General features: G+C 42.5%; 12 protein-coding genes and 1 tRNA gene. 6 read left to right on the top strand and 7 right to left on the bottom strand.

From position 1 onward, the window contains the following. Positions 1 to 138 precede the first annotated feature (138 nt). From FRX45_RS10945 to FRX45_RS10965, 5 genes are all read left to right on the top strand, one after another. Positions 139 to 936 carry an SDR family NAD(P)-dependent oxidoreductase gene (locus FRX45_RS10945; RefSeq protein WP_152268465.1) on the top strand — a complete coding sequence of 266 codons (798 nt, stop codon included), beginning with the start codon at positions 139 to 141 and terminating at the stop codon, positions 934 to 936. A gap of 2 nt (positions 937 to 938) precedes the next feature. Next, positions 939 to 1,859, top strand: a complete 921-nt coding sequence (locus FRX45_RS10950) for an ROK family protein (protein WP_152268466.1) — start codon at positions 939 to 941, stop codon at positions 1,857 to 1,859. Positions 1,860 to 1,928: 69 nt separating this feature from the next. Then, positions 1,929 to 2,726 carry a sugar isomerase domain-containing protein gene (locus FRX45_RS10955; RefSeq protein WP_152268467.1) on the top strand — a complete coding sequence of 266 codons (798 nt, stop codon included), beginning with the start codon at positions 1,929 to 1,931 and terminating at the stop codon, positions 2,724 to 2,726. Positions 2,727 to 2,740: 14 nt separating this feature from the next. Next, positions 2,741 to 4,117, top strand: a complete 1,377-nt coding sequence (locus FRX45_RS10960; protein ID WP_152268468.1) for an FAD-dependent oxidoreductase — start codon at positions 2,741 to 2,743, stop codon at positions 4,115 to 4,117. Between the two features lie 172 nt (positions 4,118 to 4,289). After that, positions 4,290 to 5,249: a phosphotriesterase family protein gene (locus FRX45_RS10965; RefSeq protein WP_226805243.1), complete on the top strand. Its 960-nt coding sequence runs from the start codon at positions 4,290 to 4,292 to the stop codon at positions 5,247 to 5,249. A gap of 67 nt (positions 5,250 to 5,316) precedes the next feature. Here FRX45_RS10965 and FRX45_RS10970 read toward each other — a convergent pair whose 3' ends face one another. The 4 genes from FRX45_RS10970 to FRX45_RS10985 all read right to left on the bottom strand — a co-directional run bounded on the left by FRX45_RS10970 (position 5,317) and on the right by FRX45_RS10985 (position 14,078). Beyond that, complete coding sequence (locus FRX45_RS10970) at positions 5,317 to 6,078, bottom strand: 3-keto-disaccharide hydrolase (RefSeq protein WP_152268469.1); 762 nt, start codon at positions 6,076 to 6,078, stop codon at positions 5,317 to 5,319. Positions 6,079 to 6,199: 121 nt separating this feature from the next. Beyond that, complete coding sequence (locus FRX45_RS10975; protein WP_152268470.1) at positions 6,200 to 7,942, bottom strand: RagB/SusD family nutrient uptake outer membrane protein; 1,743 nt, start codon at positions 7,940 to 7,942, stop codon at positions 6,200 to 6,202. Between the two features lie 11 nt (positions 7,943 to 7,953). Further along, the gene (locus FRX45_RS10980; protein ID WP_152268471.1) at positions 7,954 to 11,094 is read right to left on the bottom strand and encodes a SusC/RagA family TonB-linked outer membrane protein; all 3,141 of its coding nucleotides are present in this window, start codon (positions 11,092 to 11,094) and stop codon (positions 7,954 to 7,956) included. 107 nt (positions 11,095 to 11,201) lie between these two features. After that, positions 11,202 to 14,078: a PVC-type heme-binding CxxCH protein gene (locus FRX45_RS10985; protein ID WP_152268472.1), complete on the bottom strand. Its 2,877-nt coding sequence runs from the start codon at positions 14,076 to 14,078 to the stop codon at positions 11,202 to 11,204. Between the two features lie 664 nt (positions 14,079 to 14,742). Here FRX45_RS10985 and FRX45_RS10990 point away from each other — a divergent pair. Beyond that, complete coding sequence (locus FRX45_RS10990) at positions 14,743 to 15,579, top strand: AraC family transcriptional regulator (RefSeq protein WP_193311662.1); 837 nt, start codon at positions 14,743 to 14,745, stop codon at positions 15,577 to 15,579. Positions 15,580 to 15,712: 133 nt separating this feature from the next. On the opposite strand, the gene FRX45_RS10995 is transcribed toward FRX45_RS10990, so the two are convergent. The 3 genes from FRX45_RS10995 to FRX45_RS11005 all read right to left on the bottom strand — a co-directional run bounded on the left by FRX45_RS10995 (position 15,713) and on the right by FRX45_RS11005 (position 19,106). Next, positions 15,713 to 15,786, bottom strand: a tRNA-Pro gene (locus FRX45_RS10995). 260 nt (positions 15,787 to 16,046) lie between these two features. After that, positions 16,047 to 17,975, bottom strand: a complete 1,929-nt coding sequence (locus FRX45_RS11000) for a peptide-N-glycosidase F-related protein (protein ID WP_152268474.1) — start codon at positions 17,973 to 17,975, stop codon at positions 16,047 to 16,049. 45 nt (positions 17,976 to 18,020) lie between these two features. Further along, positions 18,021 to 19,106, bottom strand: coding sequence for a Gfo/Idh/MocA family protein (locus FRX45_RS11005; protein ID WP_152268475.1), 1,086 nt, complete (start codon positions 19,104 to 19,106; stop codon positions 18,021 to 18,023). Positions 19,107 to 19,144: the final 38 nt, after the last annotated feature.

The raw sequence follows: 19,144 nt of genomic DNA on the forward strand, positions 1-19,144 counted from the left end.
ATGAAGTAATAATAAAGTATCAAATCCGCAGCTTACCAACTTGTATGTTTGCTCAATAAAGAATTCAACACCGGGGTAATAAAGCAGATGGTTAACAGGATACCGTATTTTCAAAATTGAATGCTGTATATTTTTCTTATGCTCAACAATAAAAATATTGTCATTATAGGGGGAACAACCGGAATAGGCTTCTCAGCGGCAAAAGCATTTATCCGGCACGGGGCAAATGTAGTTGTGGTTGGCCGCAATTCTGATAATAACCAGCAAGCTCAACAGGCATTCGGCGATTCAGGTTTGGTTTTTACCGGAGATGCAATTCATGAAAATACTGCGGCTGATGCGATTGAATTATGTGTAAGAACCTGGGGAAGTTTGGACGGACTTTATCATGTAGCAGGCGGAAGCGGTCGTAAAATGGGAGATGGCCCATTGCATGAACTTTCGCTGGATGGTTGGAATAAAACGCTGGCATTGAATCTTACTTCTTTAATGCTTTCCAACAGGGCTGCAGTGAAATTTTTCTTAAACACTAAACGCGGAGGCACTATTTTGAATATGGGTTCCGTTCTGGGTTATTCGCCAGCGCCCAAATATTTTACTACACATACATATGCTGCTGCTAAAGCCGCTGTCATTGGTCTTTCTAAGTCTTTAGCGGCTTATTATGCAAAAGACAATATACGCATTAACGTGATTGCCCCGGGCCTGGTAGAAACACCAATGGCACAACGGGCCGCTAGCGATGCGGATATTCTATCCTATATCAAAAGTAAGCAACCCTTAGACGGAGGAAGAATTGGGAGGCCTGAAGATCTGGACGGCGCTGCCTGTTACTTTATGTCTGACAATTCCAGCTTTACTACCGGACAAGTATTGGCGATTGACGGAGGCTGGAGTGTAAGTGAAGGGCAAATATCTTCAAAGTATAAACAATAACAATGACAACAGCTATAGGTATTGACCTGGGAGGCACCAATATCAAGGGTGTATTACTAAATGCTAAAGGTGACCTGATACATCAGGTGGCACGGGCAACGGAACCAGGCAGAACCCGCAACAATGGGGAAGAACAGTACTGGAAACAAACCGTATCCCAAATGATCCTGGAACTAAAATCAAAAAGCGCCAACCCGGTAAATGCTATTGGATTAGCAGCTCCCGGCCTTCCCAACGAAAACAATTCAGCCATCCGGGTAATGCCTGGAAGGCTTGATGGATTGGAAAATCTTATCTGGACGGATTACCTGGACGAAAAAGCCGTTTGGGTTTTAAATGATGCACATGCCGCCTTAATAGCTGAGGCAAGATTCGGAATTGGGCAGGGCATAAAAAACATTGTTATGTTAACCTGGGGAACGGGCGTGGGCGGCGGCGTATTAATTAATGGAGAATTATATCAGGGCAATTATCAGATGGCGGGGCACCTGGGACATATGATATTAGATGTTTATAATGAAGATCCCGGAATTGTAGGTATGCCCGGAACGCTTGAAAATGCTATAGGCGATGCCACGGTATCAAAACGATCTTTTGGAAGAATCCAGTCAACGCATGAACTCGTAAAAGCCTATCGGCAGGGAGATTCATTTGCAACTTATATCTGGCTTAACACGGTACGACAATTGGCCCTGGGTCTTTGCTCCCTATGCAATTTACTTTCCCCAGAACTGATCATTTTAGGTGGAGGCGTTACAAAAGCCGGTGACGCCTTATATAAGCCGTTAGCCGATTTTATAGACGTATATGAATGGAAAAATACAGGTAAAAAAACACCCATTAAACAAGCGGGATACGGTGAAATGGCCGGGGCAGTAGGTGCTGCGGGTTTTGCTTTTGACAAAGTTGCATTGGTTAGTTGAAATGCTTTGTACCCGGATGAATCAAAAATAATATTGACTTCTTAAATCTTTGGCCTAAAATCAATTGATATGGATGTAATTAATGAATACCTCACTAAATGCCGTCAAATCATTGAGGTTGTAGAGAAACAATCTGAGAGCATACGAAAAGCAGCAAATCTGTTTACCGAAACCATTCTGGCCGGTCGCATGGTCCATGTGTTTGGTTCCGGCCACAGCAGGATCATGGTAGAAGAAATGTGGCCCCGTTACGGCTCTTTTCCGGGATTCAATCCAATAGTTGAACTATCACTCACCTTCCATAACCTGGTAGTAGGGTCCAATGGACAAAGGCAGGCCATGTTTTTAGAAAATGTACCAGGACTTGCTGAAAGAATCTTACGCAACTTTGATTTGAGTACCCGGGACACGGCCCTGATTATTTCGTCAAGTGGTTGTAATGTTGTTCCGATTGAAATGGCAGAAAATTTTCAGCAGAAGGGCATTAAAGTTGTGGCTTTACTTACAGCAGCGCATGCTGCAAACAGCAGCAGTAAGCGGAAAGATGGGAAAAAACTGGGTGATTTTGCAGATATAATATTAGACACAGGTGCTCCCTTAGGTGATGCGATGATAAAGATACCCAACCTGGAAACGCCCGTATCTCCCGGATCTACAGTTGGAGGAGTCTTGATTATTAATACCATCAAAGCTGAAGTAGCCCGCTTGCTGACAGCGGCCGGACAGCCACCTAAAGTATTGAGTAGTGCAGCTATCGTTGGAGCAGAAAAGGCTGTTCAGTTATTTGAAAGCGCTTATGATGAACATGCGCATCGCCTGGCAGAATTATATAAATCTGTTGGAAAGCCGGTATCTTCTATTCATTAATACTGATTCATACAATGATAGCATTTATTGATCATCATCAAATTCCTTTACTCGCCGAAACGGACATCCTGGTAATAGGCGCAGGTTCTGCCGGTTGTTTAGCTGCGTTGGCTGCAAGGCAAAGTAAGAAATACGAAGTGATGTTGGTTGAACGATACGGTTTTCCCGGCGGCACATCTACGCAGATGCTCGATACATTTTATGGATTTTTCACGCCGGGGGATACACCCAAAAAAATTGTGTCCGGTTTGGCCGATACGATTGTAAATACATTGAATGAAACAGGGGATATTTTTTTACGTCCCAATACTTATGGAGCGGGAACAGGGGTAAATTATAATCCGGAGCGTTTAAAATATGTGTGGGATCAAAAGATCATGGAAGCTGGTATCCGTTTTTTGCTGCATACTACTTTGGTTGACGTGGTAAGGGAAGAAGCAGAAAAACAGAGTTGTATTTTCTGGAATAAAAGTGGATTTTATAAAGTTAAAGCCAAAAGAGTTATTGATGCTTCCGGTGATGCTGATTTTTGTCATTTGGCGGGATTTTCTTATGAAGTTGCCGGTGAGTCAGCGCCTGCACAAAGTATGACTACTACTTTCAGGATGAGCAATGTGAACTTAGAAAAATACAAACAGGCAGGCGGTAAAAAAATGATGAATGAAAAAATGAAAACCGCCTTTGAAACCGGAAGCTATGCATTACCCCGGAAAGAAGGATCGGCTCATGAAATGTGCCAGAAAGGATGTATCTCTACTGTGGCGGTGAAAGTAGGCGATTTAAATCCATTAAATGCAGAGGAGCTCACCCGGGCTGAGATTGAGGGCCGCAGACAGGCATTCGTTTTCGAGGAGTTCTTTAGAAACGAAGTGCCGGGGTATGAAGAATCAAAGATTATCGGCCTTTCACACCAGATCGGGGTTCGGGAAACCAGGCGTGTATATGGCGAATACCGCCTCGAAAAGAATGATTGTCTGTCTGGCAACATTTCACCGGATAGCATTTTTCTCTGCGGGGCGCCTATTGAAGATCATCGAAAGTCCAAAAACGGAGAAAGTGAAACTTTCTGGCAATATATTCCTGATAACGGAGTGTATGGAGTTCCCTATGGAACAATTGTGCCTAAAGGAAGCGAATTGGTATGGGTGGCAGGACGTTGTTTTTCTGCTACGCATGATGCCCATGCCTCATGCCGCTCGATGGCCCAAACGATGTGTATGGGACAAGCTGCGGGACTTGCCGCTGCGTTATCCATAGATGAAGATATGGCCGCTCATTCCTTAGATATTTCCAAATTACAATCAAAACTGTTACAGACAGGAGCCATCCTGGAGGTTCCTCAAACTTTGGCAGATACAAGCAGAAATGGTTGGAGATATAATTTTAGGTAGAGCAATCTTTGATAAGCATTCAGCGATCAGCCATCAGCATTCAGCCAGAAGCGATGGTTGAAAGCCATAAGCAATCCAGTGCTATGTTAATCGTGAAACGTCAGAAGTCAAACGTGGAAATCTCACGTCTCACAATTGTTTACGATGCAATAGTCTTAACTTAACATTAAACATGCAATCCACTAAGATCCCATTTGTGCGAACAGTTCTGGGAGACATTTCTCCTGCTGAAATGGGATTAACCTATTCGCACGAGCACATTGTTATTGAGGAAAGTTATCCTACCCTGCAATATCCTTTGTTTCTGCTTAACGACGTAGATAAAATTTCGAAGGAATTAAAAAGCTTTTATGACGCAGGGGGACGAACGATGGTTGATACCATGCCCGCTGATTGTGGCCGTAATGTGCTCAAACTGGCTGAAGTTTCCCGCAGAACAGGTGTACATATTATAGCGCCTACCGGCATTCATCTCGAAAAATATTATTTACCTAATCACTGGCGATATTCCTATACGGAAGAACAATTGACGCGGTTATTTATCGCTGATGTAATGATTGGAATTGATGCCAATGATTATAACGGTCCTAATGTTGACCGCACCACGCATAAAGCCGGTATGATTAAGCTGGCCACCGGTGATGAAAAGATTACTGCCCACCAGGAAAAAATATTTCGTGCAGTAGTGAACACACACCTGGAAACCGGTGTACCTGTTTTAACCCATTCCAATTTTGGTAAACATGCCATTGACCAGGTGAATATATTTGAAAAGCTGGGCGCTCATTTAGCGCATGTGGTGATTTCACATGTTGATCGCTACGAGGATATTGGATACAACCGGGCATTACTTGAAACAGGGGTAAGAGTAGAATACGACAGTGCTTTCAGATGGAAAGAAAAAGAGAACTGGACCTATAAACTACTGCAAGCTTTATTGCCTGATTTTCCTGATCAGATAACGATGGGAATGGATGCCGCTAAAAGCAGCTATTGGTTATCTTACGGTGGCAAGCCCGGATTGAATTTTTTGCTAACCACTTTTAAAGATGATCTGCAAAAGATGGACTTAGTCCAGTATTATGAAAATATTTTTTTTAAAAACCCGGCGCAGTTGTATTCATTTTCTTAAGGCATACATCTGCTATGCATATTTAAAGAGAAATTGTCTCAAAATATTCCTTTTTAGACCGGCCCCTCTACAACGCTCTTATCCAGATATTCCGAAAACTAACTTCACTCCCGTGACCTTGTAATTTGATAGCTGCTTTATCATGAAGCTCGTAGCGCGGAATACCGATATATTCTATCGTTCCCTGAATTTCAAAATGGTTCAGTGTTAATACTCCGTTATGCACTAAAGTAATATAGGCTGGTTTTTCAACACTACCGTTGTAGCGGAATCGGGGAGCTGTGTAATAAATGTCAAAAGTATTCCAATCACCCGGCTTGCTGGAAGCATTTGCCATAGGGATAACCTGTTTATAAATGCTTCCCATTTGTCCATTGGCATAGAGCGGCGTTTCATTATTATAAGAATCGAATATCTGTACCTCATAACGTTCCTGCATAAATACGCCACTATTACCGGCATTGTTGCGCTCAGTACTGTTTTTAGCATCTGCCGGAATTTTAAATTCAACATGTAACTGGCAATCACCAAATTTTTGTTTGGTTTGAATATCGCCGGTTCCTGGCTTAAAAGTCATCACACCATCTTGCAATTTCCACAGGCAAGTACTCTTATCTTTTGACATTACCCAATTATCAAGGTTTTTGCCATTGAATAGAACTATTGCATCGGATGGTGGTGCACTACCTATACCCGGAGTAACGATTTTAGGTAACGGGCCTACTACTTCCGTAGCTTCCGGTTTAGTATAATCTTTCTCAAAAATGTTCTGAGCTTTCGCCATAGAACAAAAACTTAATACAACCAGGGAAAACAATATTTTTTTCATAAAAATTTTTGATAACCGTAAAGATTGGGTAAGTAAACCCGGGTCTTTCAACCCGGGTTTATAATAAAACCAGCCTGCATACACTGGCGTTACGTTGCTCCGATTATGTCTTTCAACAAAACTAATATCCGGGATTTTGTGTCAATTTCGGATTTTTTTCCATAATGCTCAAAGGAATCGGAAGCCGATAATTTTTATCATTGGTTATAATATAAGATTGAGGCACAACATTAAAATACTCATAACTGATTTGATTGGTTACCGTATTCAAAGAAGGCTCAACTCCCCTGACAAAACCTTGCAGCTTATTGCCTATTTTCCATCTTGTAATATCTGTATATCGCTTATCTTCAAATGCAAGCTCAATTCTTCTTTCAGTACGGATAATTTCGCGCATTTGCTCCTTGCTCACAACACCATACGTATCCTGGATCGTAGGAATATTTACATCGGCTCTTGTTCTTATTTGATTAATGGCATCTAACACAGACTGATCGGGGCCAACGGCTTCGTTTTGTGCTTCAGCATAGCCCAGGAGTACATCAGCATAACGGATCAATGGCCAATCTCCCAAATTTTTCTTTCCCTTAGGACGTTCCAATAGCCCATTGATTCTTTCGTCATACGTTTTGCGGATATAATATCCTGTAGGGGTAACCCATGATGTACGGGCCCGATCAACAGCATTGTAAGGGTCTCCTTTCCTGGTGTAAATAAAACCGTCTCTAAATGGCGCCCCGTCGTAAATAATAGATTCATAAAACCTGGGTTCACGGTTTTCATAGGGATGAGCTGCGTCATAAAGTGGAGACTCTGTAATGGTTTTTCCGTCTTTCATACGGTAGGCATCTACCAAATCCTGGGTAGGCGCGGATTCAACAATAGAATAATTTACAACGCCAAATGGCTCTATTATAGCATTAGCAGGACCATAGAGATCTTCCAAAAAACGAGTATCCTGGTCTTCATTGGCAAGAGGATATCTTATGACGTAGGGCAAAATCATTTCAGCATTGTGATTATTATCTTCAACGAACAATCCGTGGTAATAATCCGTTAGTTGGTATTTTGCCATATCCATAACCTGCTTGTAACTGGCAGCGGCTTTTGCCCATAGCTCAGTATTACCATCAGGATTGCTTAACGGACTTGCTGCAAGAAGCTCGACATAGCCTTTCAATGCGAGTGCAGCCCCTTTTGTTATCCTGCCCCATTCCGGTTGATCCACAGGAAGTGAGTCGGCTGCTTCCTGGCAGTCTCTGCTTATAAAAGCAGCGGTTTCCTGCGCAGTTGCCCTTTCCCGGAATATCGCATCTCCCTGGGTTTTTTGATCTAAAGGCTCTTCAATAATAGGAAGACCTCCAAAATATTTGAATGTGGTCATATAAAACCACGCCCGCAGAAACTTGGCTTCAGCTATCCGCCCGGTTTTATACTCGCTGGTTAACGCTTCAGATTGTCTTACCTTTTGTATAAACACGTTACATTTCCGGATATAAGAAAAGTTCGCATCCCAGGCCCAATCATTTACAGCATCATATCTTTTGATAGTGAATAAAGTATTACTTGGAGACATTGAACCACTGCGAACAATTTCCGCCTGGCCTTGCCAGGTTTGGACATTCATGCAATTGTCTGTCCAGCTTTCGCTCCACCAACCGGTAGTTCTATACGGTGGTAAAAAACCATAGATATCGTTTAAAAATAAGTCTGCTACTGAAGGTTTATCCCAAACTGCATCTTCACTCACACGGTCTTGCGGTTCAATATCTAACCATTTTTCTTTACACGATGAAAAGGTTAAAATAACGGTTGTTAAAACCATAATAAGACTATAGTGTATTGCTCTTTTTATATTTTTCATTGTTGCTGTATTTAGAATGATAGACTAACACCGAAAGAAACAGATTTTTGGTTGGCAAATCTGTAAGCACCTCCCGCTGCGGATTCAGGATCCGAGTTAAGGTATTCAGCCGTCCAGGTAAACAAATTTTGACCAGAAACATAAAACCTTGCAGACCCCACTCTGATTTTTTTCAATAAACCGGCAGGGATGGTGTATCCAACATTAAAACCCTTCAATCGTATATAGGTATTATTTCTCATTGTATGCGTTGAGGTACGGAAATTATTAGCTGAACTGAGGTAAGACCACCTGGGAAATTTTGCATTGGGCGTTTGTGGGGTCCAGTGATCCAAGGCTTCAACCTGGGTATTCCCATTGGAATTGCCAGGTGCTCCGCCACCTGCTGCTCCCGGTCTGTTAACACTCATTAAGGTAGCTCCCTGGATCAATGCACTGATATCAAAACCTTTCCATGAAACGGCCAGATTTAAGCCGAATATACTCTCAGGAAAATTCGGGTATCCTATCTTTTTTTCATCAGTGGCATCAACTATGCCATCTTTATTGAGATCTGCATACTTTACATCGCCGACTGTGTAGGTGCCAAAATTTTGTACTGGCGAGTTATCCACTTCTTCCTGCGTCTGAAAGTATCCCAGGGCTACCAAACCATACTGTGCCCCCAATTGATTACCTGTACGTCGCCGGTTAGGATCGTTATAAGTTGCCGGGTTTTCGAAAATTCTAAGCAGTTTATTTCTGGCAAAAGAAAAATTAGCATTGATATCAAAGGTAATCCCATTGGCAAAATTTTTTCTTGTGCCTGCTGTCAACTCAAACCCCCGGTTTGACATTTTCCCTGCATTTTCCTGAGGTAGGGTAATTCCGTATTCTGCAGGAATAGTAACATCAGGATTAAGCAACATATTATCGCGGATCTGGTAGAAATAATCAGCACTAAAGGATAATAAACCATTCCATAAAACAACGTCAACACCAATATTGGTTTGCTTTTGTTTTTCCCAGGTAATAGAAGGATTGGCAGGAGATCTTTCATACAATCCAGTACCTAACTGACCACCCAGTCTATAAATTTCGTTAGATATGCCATATGTACTCAGATATTGATAAGGATCACCGGCAAGGTTCCCGGATTGTCCCCATGAGCCACGGAGCTTTAATTCGTTGATCCAGGCATATTTATTTTTAATAAACTTTTCCTGCCCAATTCTCCATCCTGCAGAAACAGCAGGGAAATAACCAGTCCTGAATCCGGGAGCAAAGTAATAATGCTGATCCCGCCGGCCGGAAAAACCAATCATATATTTGTCCTGGTATCTGTAATCTAATTTAGCAACTAGCCCAAATTGACGGGCTTGGGTTGCAGTACCACCATTACCTATATCAGTCTGCACTGAACTACCCATGTCAAGAGTGGGAATCAGGATACTATAATTCTTTTTGGTCGCGTAAAAACTCTTGGTGTTCAGATCACGTGCCTCAGTCACAAATAATGCGGTGATCGCATGTTCACCAAAAATGCGGTCATAATTTAGAAAACCCTGGGCGGTAATGGTATTGGATCTCAAATAGTTTTGTGCAAAGCCTGGTTTTGATGTGGGTAGTCTTTTGGTGTACACAGCAGGTGTTACTGTATTGTCAACGTCCCAGTAAATAGGATCGGTATTCCATGCTTCGCCAAATGTATTATTGGTTCCATAGTTAAAAACGCCCTTAATACTTAGGCCTTTTAGCGGTAGTTTTTGTTCAAGACCCACGCTATAAAGGGTGTTATCTGCTTTATTGGTACTTTGTCCCGAAGTATATATACGACCAGCAGGATTGAAATCAAACCTGCCTCTTGCCCAAAATCCGTCCGTGTTAGGATACCATATCGCGTCATCAGGAGCGATTTCATACATTCGTCCATAAATCCCAAACACATCTGTTATTTGACTGCCGAATGAAGGCCATTTCCTGATACCCCGGTCCATCCTTACCCCTAAAGAAACTTTCAATGACTTGTTCAGATCAGCATCAAGGTTGAGCACCCCGTAATATCTCTGAAAATTTTCAGTGGGGATCATTGACGCCTGGTTAAAGTATCCGAGGCTTCCGTAATAAGTAATGTTTTCCGAACCGCCTCTGATCGAAAAATTTTGATTGCTGATCGGGTAATCATGCCTGATAACATCGTGCAGGTTATTGCTGTTAAAATATTTATCGTAATTACCGGTAGGATCTCCTACAGATACCTTGCGGTATTCTTCGAGTTCACTTTCCGACCAGGGAACATTGGTATCGTTAGGATGATCATTTAAATAAATTTCATTTTGCATCAATGCCTGCTGGTACGAATTGAGGGTCTTCGTTAAATAAACAGGGTTTTGAAATCCCAAATTGGCATTATAAGAAAGTTTTGCACCCCCCTTAACCCCTTTCTTTGTTGTAATTAAAATTACGCCATTGGCGGCGGCCAATCCGTAAGGAGCAGCAGCAGCAGCATCTTTTAAAACAGATATGTCTTCGATATCTTCAGAATTTACGCTACTCATTTGCCCCGGAATCCCATCAATGATGATCAGGGGGGCTGAATTTCCAATGGTATTTTGACCCCTGATCCGGATAGTAGTTTCATCAAGACCCGATTCTCCGCTGGTTTGGTAGGATAAAATTCCTGTAACTCTACCAGATAATTTATTAGCGATATTCGGTACAGCTTCAATTAATTTATCGCCTTTTATCGCACTGATCGAAGATGTTAATGTTGCTTTCCTGGTTTTATTGCCATATCCCACCACTACAACCCCTGCTAACCCGGTACCATTTTCTTCCATAGTTACATCAAATGCATTTTGATTTCCTACAACAACAGACTTCTCAGTAAACCCAACATAAGTAAATACTAAAACAGATTGGCTACCAGGAACCTCGAGGGAAAATCTTCCATTCACATCCGTCATAGTTCCAATTTGCGAGTTTTTCACTTTTATACTTACAGATGCAAGCGGTTCCTGTCCGGAAGTTTTGACTACTCCGGAAACTTTTACCGACTGGGCACTTAAAGTGCCGGCTGAAAACAGCAATAGAAGCGCAGGGATCAAAAAGGAATACCTCCCTGGTTTCCAGAGATCGCAGAATGCTTTAAATAATCTGAGCTTTTTGTGCATGATCGTTAGTTTAGTTATTAAATATTTGTTTTTCTGTTTTATGGTTGACACTCAATATAGATGTTTAAAATCCAACTAATTGCAACCTGTATAATCCTTCTGTCTTGCTACAGTTTCTTGTCGTTTTGCAACAAAAATGAAACAACATCAGCAATATCCTGCCTGCTTACCGGCATGTATTCGGGTGAAGGCATAATCGTCATTTTGTTCAATTGCTTCCTGGTTTCAATTTGCGAAGCTTCAATGATGTATTGCCTGCCATAGGTATCCATAACTGTTACTACAGGCCCACCCGATTGAAGTAAGCCATAAATGACTGCCCCGTTTTTCAACAGTACAAGGTATGGCTCAAGTCCGAAGGAGATACCTGAGGCGGGATTTGTAATGGCGTCAAGTATTACTTTCTTATCAAACCTGGTTTGGATATTGGTAAGGTCAGGACCAATGTCCTGGCCGGTGGTTCCTACTTTATGACAGACAACACATTTTGCAATAAAGACGTTTTTGCCACGGCCGATATCTGACGGTAATCCTGCAATGGCGTCAACCTGGTAAGAACTATCCGGCGAAGCAAAATAATGGGCCATTAGTACTTTTATATTCCTATCGTCCTCTTGTAGCATTTGCGTGCTTAAAGTATGGATAATGGTGTCCGGCAACTGATGACTAACCAATAAATAAAGGAGATGGAGTTTACCTGTTGGGCTCACCGCCAATGTGGAGGCACTTTCCATTCTTATGTTCATCGCTACTGTTGAATCAGCAACCTGCCGGCGGTATGTCAGCATTTCGGGGTGCGCTTCCGGTAACAGATCTACGGATGATTTCCAGTTTTTTAAATAGTCCGTCCAGCTATTTGTTTTGCGAAACACGAGCCACCATTTCACCATGCGGTTCATGTCATCACCCGAATGATCTTCAAGGTGAAGCATTGCTGTAGCCGCTTCCTGTGTAGGAATAAACGCCAGAGCTACCAAAGCCTTTTTCCTGTCTTCAGGTGAGAGCTGCCTGGATGAAGCTCTTTTTTGTAATGCCGGAACCGCCGATGACGGATGTAATTCCCAAACGATAGAAGCCAGCGGCTGGGGCCAGCTTTCGGCATCCTCAGCATTAAAATGTTGCAGTAAATCCGGGTAAAAAGCTTCCTCTTTGCCCTCCAGTGCAATCCCTAATGCATTTAAGTACGCCGGATCCTTACCATCAAATGCGTCTATCAGTGTTAGTATAACTTCTTTGCTTTTATCCAGTGGTACATCCCTCATGGCAATGGCCACCTCCCGCCTTACTGCAGGCGATTTGTCCTTAGCTGAGCGCCCTGCATACAGCATCAGGTGTTCCGCATCTGCCTGCCTGAGTGCGCGGAAAGCCGTGATTCTTATATTCGGATCAGCATCCTGTAGCAGCGTTTCTACTTCTTTAATACCCTGTTCTCCCATTTGAGAGAGCAGCCAAACGGCCCGGGCACGGTGATAAGGATTTTCAGCAGATAATATTTCTTTTATTTCAGGCAGCACTTTGCTTCCCTGTGCTTTCAATAGTTCAAAGCCCCGGTTCCGTACATTAATGGCAGGATTCAACAATGCAAGTACCTGGCCGCTGGTATTTTTTAAATTAATAAGAGGTGAAGCGAGCTTTTTGTTTTTGGGAGCAATCCGGTATATCCGGCCATTGCCTTTTTGATCCAGCATCTGATGTCCGCCCACAACAGGATCGTACCAATCAGCTACATAAATAGCCCCATCAGTGCCAATCGCTACATCACTTGGACGAAACCATTTGTTTTTATTGACGGAATCTATTTCACTCCAGCGGTAGTGCTCATTATCCATATTAACCGAAGCAATAAAGGAAGTTCTGCCTGATAAATTATAACCGGCACCATCTGGTTTGGGATGATAGCCAAAAATAGTATTCCGCCCGGCATCAGCGCTCAGCAATAAACCCCGGTATGCTGCACCTAATCCATCACTTTCATTAACCACTATTCCTGTTGGGGCTCCCGCGCCGTACATATCTCCTGATTGCTGGATGCCGGGGTCTTCCTGATGCCAATGGGCTGTCAGGATACTTTGCCCCGGCCGTTTGTCTGCCTGCCAGGTTCGTTCGCCGGTAGAGCTGAAATATCCTGCATTTCCCCCTTCCATAACCCAGCTTGTACGACAGGCATCTACCTCATCGTCATTATCACTCTGCCATAAGTTACCATAAGAGTCTACTGCAACTTCGTAAGAATTGCGAAAGTTGTGAGCAAGGGCTTCCAATCCTGTTCCATCCGGATTTACTCTAAAAGCTACCCCTCCTGTCCATATTCTTCCATCATCACTTTTCATTGCCGGCGTATTTTCTGTGTTATAAGGAGTGCCCCCGGTATATACGCTTCCGGCACGTAACGTGCGGCCAGCTTTATCCGTAACTATATGAGGTCCGGCGTTTCCGGCAATAAAATACCATTTCCCATCAGGTCCGGCAGTACCCGTGTGCAAGCCATGATCATGATCTTTGCCGCCAAAACCGGTGAGAAAAATTTCTTTTTTATCCGGCTTGTCATCTCCATTTTCATCGGTATAAACAATAATGTTAGGGGAACAGGAGACAATTACTTTATTGCCAATGACCGAAATTCCTAATGGCGCCACAAGATCACTATCCTGCACAAAAACTTTTGAAGTGTCTGCTTTGCCATCACCATCAGTATCTTCTAATATCATAACTCTGTCTCCCTTCGAATGCAGGAGATATTTTGTGGTATCATGATTAAAGTTTCGATAATCAACTGCTTCAGTCACCCAAATACGTCCCCTGATATCCACATCTATATTTGTAGGATTATAGAACATCGGCGATTCAGCCCATACAGTAGCTTCCAGGCCATCAGGAACAAATAGCAATGGCGCTGTTTGAGATTTTTCTTTACCAGATGTACAGGAAAATACCAGAAATAACAAAAACAGGATAAAGTAATCATTGATTCGGCAAGAAGTCATTGTTGTAGAATATTTAAAGGAATGAAAATGCACTATCAGACTATTATTTTCGAAAAATAAAATGATGATGCATTAAACTGAACGGATATATGAAATATTAGCAATGTAAAAATTGAAAAAATGCCCCTGAGCCAACAGCACCTTCTACGATGATCCAGGGCAATTGTTTGCCAAAGCGACTACCTCATTAGCTTTCCGGGAGATCAATCATAAGCGCAACCCTGAATTTCATTTTGGCCGGGTGTAATTAGGCTGAGGGACTTTTAATAGGGTGAATGTTAATCAGCATGCTGTTTTAATATTACTTTTTCCGATAAAAGTTATCTGTAACAAATATAAAATGGTAAAAGCCTCAGGGTTGATACTTTTTCACCAATTCATGCAAATATTTTGACTTTACTCAATGTTCAAAATTTTTTTAACTTCGGGAGTAACGAGGACAAAAGAATGGAAATCAATTTACAGATAAAAAGTACGCTGGAAAAGAAGAAACATTTCGTCTTTCAAATTACTTTTTTCAACTCGTAAAAATGACATGATAAATTTAAGTTGTTGAGTTGAATGAAAAAGTCGGTATGTTTATTTTGTTATTGACTGTACTAATATTTAAAATATGAAGCCACGGCAGGAAAAACTAATCTTGGAACTGATATACTCTTTTGTAGTGCAAAAAGATGTTTACCCATACTATCCTACTCCATGGCACTATCATCCGGAGTATGAATTGGTGCTGGTTTTAAAAAGTACCGGACAGAGAACAGTCGGTGATAGTGTTGAACGATTTTCTGATGGTGATTTAGTTTTCCTGGGACCTAATTTGCCTCATGCTTATCAAAACGATCCTGTTTATTACCAGAAAAATTCAAACTTAACAGCGGAAGCAATAGTTATACATTTTAAAGAAGATTTTTTAGGCAAAGAATTCTTTAATCTTCCGGAGATGATTTATGTAAACCAGCTTTTTGATAAAGCCAAGCTCGGAGTAAAAGTGCTGGGGGATACCCGTGAGAAGATTTCAGACATGATGCTGGAAATGCAAACCTCAGGCGGACATAGACGCATTATTCTTTTACTATCTATACTCGAAATGCTTTCTGTTTCAAAGGAAATTCAACTTTTAGCAAATTCTGGTTTTGTTCAGCAATCTACCGTTTCCGCTAATGATCGTCTTGCAAAAGTTCATGAATATATTATGGAAAATTTTAAAAAAGACATTTCGTTGGTTGACGCCGCCAAAGTAGCTAATATGTCCGTTCCCTCTTTTTGCCGGTTTTTCAAAGCCTGCACAAGAAAAGGATTTTCTAATTTTCTTAATGAAGTACGAATCGGTTATGCGCGTAAACTACTTTTGGAGGACAGGTACAATATTGCTCAAAACTGTTACGAGAGTGGATTTAAGAACATGTCGAATTTTAACAGGCAGTTTAAAAAATATACAGGTGAATCTCCATCACATTATAAGCAAAGAGTATCACAATCCATTAATGCATCGTATTTGTAAATCTGAAAAACACCCACCCATTTACTCACCCTGAGATTGCCTTTTTTTGAAATGATTTGACAGGAGAAAAACAAAAATCCCTGTAAATCAATGAAGACTTACAGGGATTGATTTGATTTGACATCGAATTAAGTCGGGAGGACAGGATTCGAACCTGCGACCCCGTGGTCCCAAACCACGTATTCTACCGGGCTGAACTACCTCCCGAACTGTTCTCTTTTTTCTATCCCACCCTAAAGCGGGATCTTTGAAAATCTATTAGTCCTTTCGTTACAATGATTTTCTACGACCGGGCTGAACTACTTCCCGAACCTCATTTTCCTGCCGCTGCCGTTAAGGCAAATGCTGAAAGGGTGGCAAAGGTAATGGAAATGACAATCAATTCCCAAAAGAGACAGAATTCTTCCCGAAAAATTTCTACAGTTCCGGTTTCCCCTCTTACTTCTTACTTCTTACCATCTTAACTCTTACCCTCCTACCCTAACCCGTTTATTAAAAACCAGCTTACCGCCCACATATACTTTTAAATAATAACGTTGTGCCGGCCGGTACGACAGGTCGTATGTAAACACAGCTTCTTTCAACTCCTCGTATATATGTTCTTCGATTACCTCATTGCCGGGATCGGTAACCAGGTGCACCGTTACTTTTTGGGGACTGTTCCCAAAGTAATCCATCGTGGTTTTGCCGCTTGTACGCGTTGGAAAAACACCGATAGCGGGCAGGGCATCCGGTAAAGCAAATGCTGTGGTATCGGTTGATACTTCAAAGCTATAATAGATATCACTTCCAAAATCCGAATCAAAATGTTTCAGCAATTGCCCTTTACTATCCAGCAGCCGGGCAAAGCCTCTTCCACCACGATTATTGAACCAAAATTCCAGCCCGTTATCCGCCGTATCTTTTAATACGAGCTCGTAACATCCGGGAGCTAAACGAAGTGTATCCCTGTAATCGGTTTCCGCTTCTAAGGTGCCTAAAGCTCTTTCATACATTGTGTTACCATCACTGTTGCGTACAACATACCCGTTTTGCTGCGGCTGTTTGTTGGTGCGCAAATGAAACACCAGCTCACTGCCATGCACAGGCGCTTTTGTAAACAGCGTATGCATGGTATTGTCACTCCTGTTATCATCTTTTTTTCCATTGGGTTCGGCAAGCGATACGTTGAAAGTATTTTCACCTGTATTACCCTGCACTTCACCTGGCAACCCTATAATCGCTTGCCGGTTAAACAACAGGTTGCCTTTCCATACATGTTTCCGCCGGCTAAAACCAGCCGTACCATACTCAATTACACATTGTGTAAGCGGCTTACTGCCCATATTCCGGATTACGATTACGGGATTTGCACAGGAAGGGTTTTTACGAAGATGCGTTTTCGAACCCGTAGGTACCCTAATATCTTCAACAGCCACATCATGTTGCGCCGCCGGTTTTTTATATTGAATGAGATAAGCGCTGATGCGTTCATTGGCACTGGGGTTACCGGTTACATAAGGTTCCATGTTAATATCTATCGTATGCTCTGTACCGTTAGTAACAGCCAGGTCAAAAACATCAGGTTGCTGCAGGTAGCCGGGGCACCAGTAGGCACGGTCTATAAGCCAGGTGCCTGCCTGCGGGTATAAAGGATTATCGCCACATTTTTTCCAGATATTCCTTTTGTCAATCATTTTCCCATCGAACCAAAGTTCGCGGTACCGGCTGCAAAACTCGCCGCAACCATTGGCGTCCATACCATGCCCCGTTTGAAAAATAAGGATACGGGTATGTTGCGTATTTTTTCCGGTAACAAAAGAAACCGGTTTTAATTTTTCCTCTATGCTTTGCGTACTGTCGCCATAAAGAAAGCTGCCATCATACAACTTAAGAATAGAAACAGGTTCCAGCACCGGCGTGCCTTCAACAATCTCAAAGGTTACGGTAATCTTCCAGCCCCTGTCGTTATTGGGTTCGTAGCCCGTATGCTCGTATTCAATTTCAACACTGTCCCGCAGCAATAAGCTAAAATCCGTAATGTCCGACTTCCAGTCAAAGCTCCAATCCTGCCCAAATGCGCCACCATAAGGAGTAAGCATTCTGCCAATGGGATAATCCAAAGACGGGCTGTTAACGCCTCCTTTCCTGCGGATATAAATATGATCTAAGTAATCCCAGTCGGCGCAACGCAAGGAATCCGGACAGCCGAAAATAACCAGCAGGTTAATTCTGCGTACCGGCACTTTTGTTGAGGGAAATACCGCCCACCGCCTGTAGGCTTTTACACCTTTGGCGGGATCGGTAACTACTACGGTTTGATCGTGTGAAACCACGCGGATAGTATCACCTGTTTTTGACCAGAGCAGGGAAATGCAGCAAAAGATAAATACAAGGGATAATAGAACTGTTTTCATATAAGCACCTGTAATTAACGGTCTGTTTCATGCATGCACGCTATCTTACGCCAACGCTACAACCTTCCCTGTACGTACCGATTCATCACAGGCAAAAGCAATGCGCAGGCTATTAACGGCATCTTCAATATGATTGGTGAGATCAATATCTTGATTTATGGCTTTTAGAAAATAAAGCTGCTCGCGGTCGCACAACTCCTGGTGGCCCGGCTCATCTTCTAAGTTGATCCATTCATCTTCTCTCGCGAATTTTTCATTGGCATCTAATTCCGCATGATGCACCAGCAACGATTCTGTTTTGGTATGCGCGTCAATAGAATCCGACTTTCCGCTTCCTCCCGCTGTTTTTGCCACAATAGACACCGAACCTTTTGGTCCAATTACATCTTTCACAAAAAACGCTGTTTCACTGATCATCGGCCCCCACCCTGCTTCATACCATCCTACCGATCCATCTTCAAAACGGATCTGCAGCTGACCGTAATTATAATTTCCTGCCGGTATCTCTTCGGTTAGCCGCGCTCCTATGGCGTATACCTGCACCGGCTTTGAGCGGGTCATCTGGCACATCACATCAATATAATGCACACCACAGTCAACAATAGGGCTCAGCGATTTCATAAGGTTACGGTGCAACGTCCACATTTTGCCGCTGCTTTGCTGGTTCAGGTTCATGCGTATAGCCAAAGGCTTACCCAGCTTATGGGCTTCTACAATAAACCGCTCCCACGAAGGGTGATGCCGCAGGATATAACCCACTACTAATTTCTTTCCTGTTTTGCGGGCAACCTCCGCTACACGTTCAGCGGCAGCAACAGAATCCGCTATGGGCTTTTCAACAAATACATGACAGCCTTTTTCCATGGCTTTAACAGCAAAGCGTTCATGCGTATCGGGATAGGTAGATATGCATACCGCATCGGGCTTTGTGGCTTCCAGGGCCAGGTCAAAATCGTTATACAGGTCATAGCCACCGCCCAACTTTTCATTCAATATTTCTTTAGTGCTTCCACCAGAAACCAGTCCACAGATCTCAAATCCATCAAGATGATGATAAGCCATTGCATGGGAACTTCCCATATTGCCACAACCTACAACCAAAACGCGTATTTTTTTTGTATTGTCCAGCATAACTGAAATGATATTTTATGATATAAATATAGTTAACT

Origin of the sequence: Agriterribacter humi (genome assembly GCF_009192765.1) — a bacterium.
GTDB lineage: Bacteria > Bacteroidota > Bacteroidia > Chitinophagales > Chitinophagaceae > Agriterribacter > Agriterribacter humi.

Excerpts from the sequence above, each read along its gene's own strand:
- FRX45_RS10945 (WP_152268465.1), top strand. The coding sequence starts at position 139 with ATGCTCAACAATAAAAATATTGTCATTATAGGGGGAACAACCGGAATA.
- FRX45_RS10950 (WP_152268466.1), top strand. The coding sequence starts at position 939 with ATGACAACAGCTATAGGTATTGACCTGGGAGGCACCAATATCAAGGGT.
- FRX45_RS10955 (WP_152268467.1), top strand. The coding sequence starts at position 1,929 with ATGGATGTAATTAATGAATACCTCACTAAATGCCGTCAAATCATTGAG.
- FRX45_RS10960 (WP_152268468.1), top strand. The coding sequence starts at position 2,741 with ATGATAGCATTTATTGATCATCATCAAATTCCTTTACTCGCCGAAACG.
- FRX45_RS10965 (WP_226805243.1), top strand. The coding sequence starts at position 4,290 with ATGCAATCCACTAAGATCCCATTTGTGCGAACAGTTCTGGGAGACATT.
- FRX45_RS10970 (WP_152268469.1), bottom strand. The coding sequence starts at position 6,078 with ATGAAAAAAATATTGTTTTCCCTGGTTGTATTAAGTTTTTGTTCTATG.
- FRX45_RS10975 (WP_152268470.1), bottom strand. The coding sequence starts at position 7,942 with ATGAAAAATATAAAAAGAGCAATACACTATAGTCTTATTATGGTTTTA.
- FRX45_RS10980 (WP_152268471.1), bottom strand. The coding sequence starts at position 11,094 with ATGCACAAAAAGCTCAGATTATTTAAAGCATTCTGCGATCTCTGGAAA.
- FRX45_RS10985 (WP_152268472.1), bottom strand. The coding sequence starts at position 14,078 with ATGACTTCTTGCCGAATCAATGATTACTTTATCCTGTTTTTGTTATTT.
- FRX45_RS11000 (WP_152268474.1), bottom strand. The coding sequence starts at position 17,975 with ATGAAAACAGTTCTATTATCCCTTGTATTTATCTTTTGCTGCATTTCC.
- FRX45_RS11005 (WP_152268475.1), bottom strand. The coding sequence starts at position 19,106 with ATGCTGGACAATACAAAAAAAATACGCGTTTTGGTTGTAGGTTGTGGC.